Source organism: Nostoc sp. KVJ20 (assembly GCF_001712795.1).
Lineage (GTDB): Bacteria > Cyanobacteriota > Cyanobacteriia > Cyanobacteriales > Nostocaceae > Nostoc.
This window is the reverse complement of the sequence record NZ_KV757822.1, coordinates 1-9,352: the sequence shown is the minus strand read 5'-3', so window position 1 is coordinate 9,352 and position 9,352 is coordinate 1. Positions and strand designations below refer to the sequence as shown.

The following is a 9,352-nucleotide window of genomic DNA, read 5'->3' as shown; positions in this document are numbered from 1 at the left end:
ACCCCTACCCTTGAAAGGAGGGTTAGGGTGGGGTAAAAACCAGATTCGTAAACGACTATTCAATTAAATATTCAATTAAATATTATCGCGCAGCCAATTTCTAAAAGCTTGAATTGCTTGGCTGCTACCAACAACTTGACTTTGCTGGACATATTTATTTACTAGCTCAATTATCGAAATATCAGGAAAAGTAGGACTAAAATTTGACTCTACATATTTTCCACCTTGCAAAATATTAATTTGTAAGCCTTGTTTTCCATATCGCCAAAGTTCTGGTACTCCCAAAAATTGGTAATTATCTAATTGCGTCCGAGAAGTTAAATCAATTTCTATGGCTAAGTCAGGGGGTGGATCTACACTTAAATTTATGCGATTTTTCCCAATAACTGCCGCTTGATTTTGAATGTAAAAACAAGTATCTGGTTCTACTCCTTGACTCATTTTTTCATTTTTTAGGGTGGTTGAACCTAAAGCATCATAATTAATACTTAATTCATTTAGTAAAATTTTGACTATATCGCCAATAATTTCTTTGGCTTTTTCGTGTTCGGGTAAAGGAACCATAATTTCTAAAAAACCATGACTATAGGAAATTCTGGCAGCGCGATGTTCTCCTAATTCTGCCAAAATATTTTCAAACTGCTGCCAACTAACGTCCTCAAGTAACAGTTGCTGTCCTGGTTGAATCCTCAATTGTCTTAACTCTAAAAGCATAAAGATTCATCCAACTCTTTTACTGCTGTACAAACAATAATACCTAAATATTCGGGTGAGCTTCTATGCAGTTTAAGAAACTCTTGACGATTTAACGTGATGACATTTTAATTATCGCTGATTGCAACCTAAATTTATTATTACTACATATTTACCACTACCTTTGTAAATTGTGTGCCATATTAGGTGGCAATTGAATTCTAAAAGACACTTTATTATCCTTACCTCTGCCTAGCATGAACACCGCTCGTATCCAAAACACGCTAGAAACATTTTTTCAAGATTCTGCCCGTTGGTCGCATCCAGGACGGCGGATTGTGTTTTGGTACGACCCCGAACAACAATTTACCAGCAGCTTCAATGAACTCCAACTCGAAGGCGTAGAAAAACTCCAACTCGCTGATACTGCCTTTACTGTCAAATATCACCTGCTGGTCGAGCAACCCAATCAAACTTTTCTACTGTACGCCCCCTTTGCCGAACCTACGCCCCAAGAAAACTGGCTTCTAGACATCCAAAAAAGCGGTTTAACTTTCTCTGCTGACCCCGCCGCCCTCATATATGCAGATTTAGGATTGCGATCGCGCGGTCTGGAAATTGTCATCCGGGAACATGAAAAATTCTTTAAAAGCCGCAAACGGACAGAAGCCCTGCAAGCAATGGGTATTTCCCCCGACAGCGACGAACGGGGATTACTCCTAGCTATGCTTTCCGTCCTCGCAGGCTTAAAAGTACCCGATGCAGGGACACTGATTCGGCGGGTGCTGCTAGGAGGGTTATTAGAGTCGGATAACGCCCTTTGGTCTGATATTGAGCGTTTTATCTCCCCTGAAGCTTTCTGGGAAGTAGTCCAAGAACACACGGATTTTCCTAAGCAAAATCCCAGTTTAAACAAGTTATTCGTGCAGTTGTTAATCACCCATTTTGCTAAATCTCTGCACGATACCATCCCGCCCCAGCTAGCAAACCAAGTCATCACTCCTGGACAACGAGCTTATGCTTTTATCGACCAGTGGATGCGCGATCAGCAGGATTCTCTAGGCTGGAAGATCCTCAGCAGTGAGGTAGCAGAACAATTACATATATTTGATGCTATAGAAAATTTAGAGCCGGAAGTTTTATTTGAAGCAGCGAGTTTTGAGGTAGTGGATAAGGTATTAATCCGCACCTGCGTTAAAACCCTGCAAATGCAAATGGGGCAACAAATAACGGAATTGACACCCTGGCGAACTTGGTTACAGGCACGTCATACCCTGATTTGGTTTCCCCAGTATGAGAAGATTTATCAAGCATTAGAAGCTGCGATCGCTCTGTTGGAATTTAAGCAACAGTATCCAGAAGGATTCCGCCAGCCAGCCCCACTTCTCTTCAAAGCCTACGCCAGCGATTTACACTCCTTTGACAAAGCTTACCGCCACTTTATCGTCAAGAGCGATGATGCCCAAGGGGATATCCTCAAGGGTTTAATTGACGATGTGGAAAATCTATACACCCAATGGTTCCTGGATAGTGTAGGAGAAGCTTGGTCTAATGCCCTTGGCAACAACAACTGGGAATTGGAGGGCATAGCATCCCAAACTAGATTTTTTGGTAGGCACGTATTCCCAATTTTAGAACGGAGCGATCGCGAAAAAGTATTTGTGATTATCTCCGATGCTTTGCGCTATGAAGTCGCCAGCGAACTCGAAGAGGTAATTAAAAAAGAAGTTCGGGGTGAAACCAGCCTAGAGGCACAATTGGGAGTTTTACCCAGCGTGACACGGTTGGGTATGGCAGCACTTCTTCCAGGGTCAAAACTAGAACTGATACCAGGTGATGATGATGTCCGACTGGATGGGCTTGGTACTAAAGGAGCATTAGCAAGGCAAAAGGTACTAAACCAAAATAGTCGAGTGGAAGCTACAGTACTTAGCGCCAAAGACCTGCTAGAGATGAATACTGACGAAGGACGGGCTGCTGTGCAACCTTATCGCCTAATCTACATTTATCACAACGTCATTGATGCGATCGGCGATCAGGCATCTAGCGAACGTCAAGTACTATCAGCTTGCGGAACAGCAATTAGCGAACTGCTACGGCTGGTAAAGAAAATTTGTAATTCTATCAATGGTACAAACGTTATCATCACCGCAGACCACGGTTTTTTATACCAACGTCGCCCCATTCAAGAGGCAGACAAGCGACCCCTACCAAGTAGTGAAGTAGTACTGGAAAGCAAACGCCGCTACCTGCTAGCACGAGAACAGTTGAATGACTCAACCTTACTGCACTTTAGCCTGCCCTATACAGAAAATGGCACAGTCGCGATCGTACCTCGTGGTAGTTTACGCTTTGCCGTCCAAGGTGCAGGAGCGCAGTTTGTCCACGGCGGGGCATCTCTCCAAGAAGTATGCGTACCAGTCATTACCTATCATCACCAACGGGCGGTTAAAGGAGACGAAGGCCCAGCCAGGAAAGTAGGGGTACAGGTAAGTGCGAGAGTTCGGCGGGTAACGAATAATCGTTTTACATTGACATTAGTACAAAGTGATGCAGTTGAGGGGAGATGGCGATCGCGTCAAATTACAGTTGCTTTCTACGATCCTCAAACTAATACACCGATAACAGATGTGCGAGGAGCAAACTTAAGCAGCACTAGCCCACATCCTAGCGATCGGGAAATTAACTTAAGGTTGACCGTAACTACCGCTAATCCCCCTAGTAACGTCTATTTAATAGTTAAGGATGCAGACGATGAAAGTGAATTGCTCCGAGAAACCTGGGCAGTTAGTTTAGGGATCGCTAACGACTTTGGAGATTTCTAAGCCAATATAGTCACAATATCGGTGATATCAAATTATTCTCTCCTGCTCCCTGCCCTAAAATGGATGACCTGAATCAAAAACTAAACAGCATTTACCCTGGAAAAGTAGTACGTAAAGACCTGACTAAACGTATTAAAGAAGGTGCTAACGTACCAGTGTATGTGCTGGAATACCTACTCGGTATGTACTGTGCGACCGACGACGAAACCACCATTGAAGAAGGCGTTACCCGTGTAAAAAACATCCTGGCACAAAATTACGTCCGTCCTGATGAAGCAGAACAGATCAAATCTAAAATTCGGGAATTGGGACGATTTACCATCATTGACCGGGTAACGGTAACACTCAACGACAGAGATGACATCTACCAGGGAACCTTAATGAACCTGGGTGTCAAAGGCGTAGTCATTGATCCAGAAATTGTCAAACCTAACCAAAAGCTTCTGGGTGGTGGTATCTGGTGTATTTTACAACTGGAATACGAAGCCGGAACCAAACCCAGTCCCTTCATTGTCGGAAGCCTCAAACCGATCCAAATGCCTAGTGTGGATATGGATGAATTGTTTGCGGGTCGCCCAGCTTTTACCCGCAGCGAATGGATTGACCTGCTGATTCGGTCAACAGGGTTGGAACCCACTACCGTCAGCGAAGACGTAAAATGGCATCTACTTGCCCGTTTAGTAGCCCTTTGTGAAAATAACTACAACTGCTGCGAACTTGGCCCCCGTTCTACAGGTAAATCACACGTCTACAAAGAAGTTTCTCCTAACTCAATCTTGGTTTCCGGTGGAAAAACTACAGTAGCGAATCTTTTCTACAATATGTCCAACCGTCGCGTAGGACTAGTAGGTTTATTTGACGTGGTTGCCTTTGATGAAGTAGCAGGTATGAGCTTCCATGATAACGACGGTGTACAAATCATGAAAGACTACATGGCATCAGGTTCTTTTGCACGCGGTAAGGCAGAAATAACCGCTAATGCTTCTATGGTCTTTGTTGGCAACATTAATCAAAGCGTGGAATCTTTGGTGAAGACCTCACATTTGCTAGCACCCTTCCCCGAAGCCATGATTGACACCGCCTTCTTCGACCGTTTTCACGCTTATATTCCTGGCTGGGAGATCCCCAAATTCAGCCCAGAGAATTTTACCAACCAGTACGGCTTTATTGTCGATTACTTAGCCGAGTGGCTGCGGGAAATGCGTAAACGCAGTTTTGCCGATGCCATAGACCTCCACTTCAGACTAGGTAACAATCTTAAGCAACGAGATGTTCAAGCTGTTCGCAAAACTGTATCAGGGCTGCTAAAACTGCTCTTCCCAGATGGCTCATTTAGTAAAGAAGATGTGCGCGAAGCCTTAGTATATGGGCTGCGGGTACGACGGCGGGTGAAAGAACAGTTAAAGAAAATTGGTGGAATGGAATTTTACGATGTGCATTTCAGTTACATCGACTTGGAAACTCTAGATGAACATTTTGTTTCAGTACCAGAACAGGGTGGTTCGAGCTTGATTAGTCAGGAAATGCTGACTCCCGGTCACTTGCACTTTGTCAGTACTGGAGATAGCGGCATAATTGGGGCATTCAAACTTGAACTGCAAGTAGTACCCGGTAGTGGCAAGCTAGTACGCACTGGTGTAGCGACGGCTGGCAAGATGAAGGATAGTTTAAACATTGCGATGAATTACTTCAAAGCTAACGCTCAAAGAGTCAGCAGTAGCATTCACCCAAGTAATTTGGATTTTTTGCTTCAGTTATTAGACTTGCAAGGGTCTGGCGCACCGCAAGAGAGCGGATTAGCATTGTTCGTTTCGTTATGTTCTGCTTCTTTAAAACGAAGTGTTCAAACCCAATTTGCAATATTTGGGGAAATGACCATTGGTGGGACGATTACACCAGTCAGTAACCTAGCGGGTAGCCTGCAAGTAGCCTTTGATGCTGGCGCTAAACGTATCCTCTTACCAATGGCAAGCGCCGTAGACTTAGGCAGTGTTCCGCCAGAATTGTTTGCTAAATTTCAAACATCATTTTACGCTGACCCCGTAGACGCAGTATTTAAAGCGTTAGCAGTCGATTAAAAATCAAGCATGAGAGTCAGGTAATGAGCTAGCCCATCAGCGAGTAATTGTTGACGCAAAGCTGATGGCACTGGAACAGAACGAATTTGATAATTTCCTCTTGGGGACGTGGGTTGCAATAGACCCGCATTTACTAGCACCAGTAAGGTGTTGCTAGCAGCCTTTTTATAGGTGGAGTCTGACCATGCAGCCACGGTTGAATTTTGATCTCGCTTTCCTTCAAAGAAGGTTCGCAAATCAGCAGTGGTTACGACATAATCAAAACCCTTAATTTTGTCCAACAGGACTTCAGCGATGAGTTCGCGCAGAAGGCGGTGTTCTCGCAGAATCAGGAACAATATGGTGAATCGACGGGTGTCAGGGTTGCCAGTGGCAATTAATTGAATGTATTCCTCTGCCACTTGTTCAAGGCGTTTGAGAACAGTTTGTAGCGCCCGCTCACGAGAAACTTGGGAGCGCAGTTGAAATAAATCCTCCACCAGTACCCGTTGCCGAATATCTTCCTGGGTTGCACCTTGGTACATCAGTTCAGCAACTCGCAGGGTTTCAGTCAAAACAAAAGCGTGGTTAGTACGAGCAGCATAAGCCGTTTCAGTCATAGTAGTAAGAGTAACAAAGACAGGCAGAAACCTTTCTCAAATCCAGACGGTAAGCTATCGTACAGCAATAATCTTGCTGAGGAAGGTTTTTGGCATCCTACTATGTAAGTCTCCCTTGATATATTCGTCAAGCGTGGTAGCTAGAAATTTATATAGGAATCCTGTTTGAGTCTTGCTGGGTATACTGACACTCTACGCAAGCGATCGCATCACACATCATTTCCCCCGAATTGGAGGAATTTTTCCATCATTTTGGGCTTGTTTGATAGCTCGTTTCACAATTAACACTGCCATTTGAGACAAAGAACGCTCCTCTGCATCAGCCAAAAATTGCAGGGCTTCTTTGTCTTCTTCTTCCATATAAAGAGTTACAGTTACTTTTCCCATTTCATCATCATAAGCGATTTAGTGTGTTTTTAGTTTAAACACACTAATTAACACAGAAACACTTCATTTTAGCGTATAATTACTGATAAGTCAAAAGCCAGCCATCAACTTTCTCAGGGCGGATGCTGGCTTTTGGCCCCCATATCACAGGAGACATTTTCCATGTTAAAGCCTGTTAGCTACAAAACAGATCAATACAGAGCTTATCAACAAGCTTTAAATGATTTCGGCATCACAGAATTACTGGCAAAGCTCAACAACTACTCTGATGCTGACTTTGATAGTACCTGGATACAACTCCAGCAACAAGAAATAGAAAGTCTAGCTGCGATTCTGATTTCTCAATTAACTTATAGCCTCAATGGTAAGTTGATTGCCGCTTATCTCAATCTCATCCGGCACAGTAACCAAGATATAGTCCCAAGCTTGATTAACCTCAAATGCCCAGACGCATCTATTGAGCTTCCCGCTAACTTTCCCGATGTAGCAAAGACACCCAGATTTTTATATGGCGATCGCTTGCGTTGGCTTTCTACCCAAAGCGATACTGACTGGGGTATTGTCATTGGTAGATTTTATAGCAATGCTTGCGATCGCTGCTGCTGGAGTTGGTGCTATTTGATTTGGTTGAGCGAAGATAGCCCCAGCGCCGCTTGGACATCTGCTGATATTGCTTGGGAAGAAGATTTAGAACCAATCAGCGAGGAAACAGACTTATGAATCCTCATCCACTCAAGCAGCGAGAGCAAGATTTGATGCAACTCTACAGTTACTGTCAGCTGGGCATGACTCCGAAGCAGTTTTACTCCAAGTGGCAGGTGAACTATGAAGAAATGGCGCAGATTTGCGATCGTTCCCTTTCCACTGTTCGACGCTGGTTTGCTAGAGGTAAAAACTACCGCCGTCCCATGCCAGCTGATTTACGCCACCTGGCACTGATGAACTTTTTGCTCGAACATTTTGAGGATATCCCCGAAGAAGTGTTGCAGAAGCTTTGTTTTCCAGACAAGAGTGAGTAGGAATTGAATCAATTTCAATATCAATTTGATATTTCTTGCCAGCCACCGTCACAGTAGGCTGGCTTTTGTCTTGGAAATTACAGATTTTACCAGGAGAATTCGATGACTTACCTTGAAAAGCTCAGTCCTTGGTGTATAGTCCGACTTAAACCTAATATGCAGAACCAGATTGTAGCTCGTTTTCGTCGCCGCAGTGATGCAGAAGCTCATCTACAAGTTTTGCGCCGACTTATTTCTGGTGTGAGTTTTACACTAATTTTCAATGTAGCGTTAGAGCAACAAGATTTGAATACTGTAAAGTGAGTAGCGATCGCATCCATCCTCTTTTTACCTGAAACTGGCAGTGGGCGATCGCAAAATCAGTGTATTGTCTGTTCACAAGTAAAAAATACTCATCAAGAGGTTCTTTGTCAAAAACGTATCATCTGTTATGAAATTCTTCACTTTTCTGGAATTTAGGACGTTGGTGTTGTATTTTACTTTTGATTTAGTTGCGTCTCACGCCCTTACCCATGAACCAACAGCGTCAGCAAGCCTATTTCAACCTGATTCAAAATCTGTTGAATTGCCCCAGCGATCAAGAACCAGAGATTTTAGCAGCAAACCAAGAATTAGTGGATGTTGGCTTCTTGCAGACGGTAGAAGCGACGGGGGAGATGTTTTTGCAGCAGGGAGATGAAAATACAACAAATTGGTTGCAAGGTTTGGCAAGTTATCTCAGGGAAGTGTTAAATCTAAATACTACAGTAGATTTGCAATCTCTCAGTGAGGAGCATAGACAAGCATATGTCCAATTCTTGATGGAGATAATGCAAGCAACCAAGTCAAGCTGGGGCGACTCAAAGGTAGTTTACCCCTTGCTGGCAAAGAATACAGACAAACTCGACGGAGTGTTAGGAGAAATATTGCGCCAATGGGCGAAAAATACACTCACAGAAGCGGAAGCAGTTGCAGCGCAATCCATTGCTGGAGATATAGTAAATTTTAGTAATCTAATAGCGCAATTCCCCTTGGGTAACAAAGCTAGGAATAAGGAAATTGCCATAACTGGCTATGAAGTTGCACTAACTCTCTACACCAGCGAAGCATTTCCCCAAGATTGGGCAATGCTGCAAAATAATCTTGGTCTTGCTTACAGTAACAGAATCAGAGGAGAGCGGGCTGAGAATTTAGAGCAGGCTATCGCTTATCACCAAGAGGCTCTAAAAGTCAGAACTTTTGACGCTTTTCCCGAAGATTGGGCAACCACGCAAAATAATCTCGCTGTTGCTTACAGTAACAGAATCAGAGGAGAGCGGGCTGAGAATTTAGAGCAGGCGATCGCTTATTTGCAAGAGGCTCTGAAAGTTTATACTTTTGATACATTTCCCGAAGATTGGGCAATGATGCAAAATAATCTCGGTCTTATTTACAGAGAGAGAATCAGAGGAGAGCGGGCTGAGGATTTAGAGCAGGCGATCGCTTGTTTCCAAAAGGCTCTAAAAGTTTATACTTTTGACGCATTCCCCCAAGATTGGGCAATGATGCAAAATAATCTCGCTGTTGCTTACCTTGAGAGAATCAGAGGTGAGTGGGCTGAGAATTTAGAGCAGGCGATCGCTTATTTGCAAAAGGTGCTGAAAGTCAAAACTTTTGGCGCATTTCCCCAAGATTGGGCAATGCTGCAAAATAATCTCGCTCTTGCTTACAGTAAGAGAATCCGAGGAGAGCGGGCTGAGAATTTAGAGCAGGCGATCGCTTATTTCCAAGAG

9 protein-coding genes are annotated in these 9,352 nt (G+C 43.8%); 6 read left to right on the top strand and 3 right to left on the bottom strand.

Going from position 1 to position 9,352, the window contains the following annotated elements:
* Positions 1–75: 75 nt before the first annotated feature.
* Complete coding sequence (locus tag A4S05_RS37905) at positions 76–714, bottom strand: Uma2 family endonuclease (RefSeq protein ID WP_069074874.1); 639 nt, start codon at positions 712–714, stop codon at positions 76–78.
* 236 nt (positions 715–950) lie between these two features.
* On the opposite strand from A4S05_RS37905, the gene pglZ reads away from it, so the two are divergent.
* Both pglZ and brxL read left to right on the top strand, forming a co-directional pair.
* Complete coding sequence (pglZ, locus tag A4S05_RS37900) at positions 951–3,518, top strand: BREX-1 system phosphatase PglZ type A (RefSeq protein WP_069074873.1); 2,568 nt, start codon at positions 951–953, stop codon at positions 3,516–3,518.
* 59 nt (positions 3,519–3,577) lie between these two features.
* Positions 3,578–5,596 (top strand): protease Lon-related BREX system protein BrxL, encoded by a 2,019-nt coding sequence (gene brxL / locus A4S05_RS37895; protein ID WP_069074872.1) that lies wholly within the window; start codon positions 3,578–3,580, stop codon positions 5,594–5,596.
* On the opposite strand, the gene A4S05_RS37890 is transcribed toward brxL, so the two are convergent.
* Positions 5,593–6,195, bottom strand: coding sequence for a DUF1819 family protein (locus A4S05_RS37890; RefSeq protein ID WP_069074871.1), 603 nt, complete (start codon positions 6,193–6,195; stop codon positions 5,593–5,595). The genes brxL and A4S05_RS37890 overlap by 4 nt on opposite strands.
* Positions 6,196–6,411: 216 nt before the next feature.
* Positions 6,412–6,582, bottom strand: coding sequence for a ribbon-helix-helix domain-containing protein (locus A4S05_RS39850; protein ID WP_084227419.1), 171 nt, complete (start codon positions 6,580–6,582; stop codon positions 6,412–6,414).
* 162 nt (positions 6,583–6,744) lie between these two features.
* On the opposite strand from A4S05_RS39850, the gene A4S05_RS37885 reads away from it, so the two are divergent.
* The 4 genes from A4S05_RS37885 to A4S05_RS37870 all read left to right on the top strand — a co-directional run.
* Entirely contained in the window at positions 6,745–7,302 is a 558-nt protein-coding gene (locus A4S05_RS37885) for a hypothetical protein (protein ID WP_069074870.1), read from the top strand.
* Positions 7,299–7,601 carry a hypothetical protein gene (locus A4S05_RS37880; RefSeq protein WP_069074869.1) on the top strand — a complete coding sequence of 101 codons (303 nt, stop codon included), beginning with the start codon at positions 7,299–7,301 and terminating at the stop codon, positions 7,599–7,601. Before A4S05_RS37885 ends, A4S05_RS37880 begins: the two co-directional genes overlap by 4 nt.
* Before the next feature lie 102 nt (positions 7,602–7,703).
* Positions 7,704–7,904 carry a hypothetical protein gene (locus tag A4S05_RS37875; RefSeq protein ID WP_069074868.1) on the top strand — a complete coding sequence of 67 codons (201 nt, stop codon included), beginning with the start codon at positions 7,704–7,706 and terminating at the stop codon, positions 7,902–7,904.
* A gap of 209 nt (positions 7,905–8,113) precedes the next feature.
* On the top strand, positions 8,114–9,352 hold a 1,239-nt coding region (locus A4S05_RS37870; RefSeq protein WP_141699942.1), incomplete at its 3' end, for a tetratricopeptide repeat protein.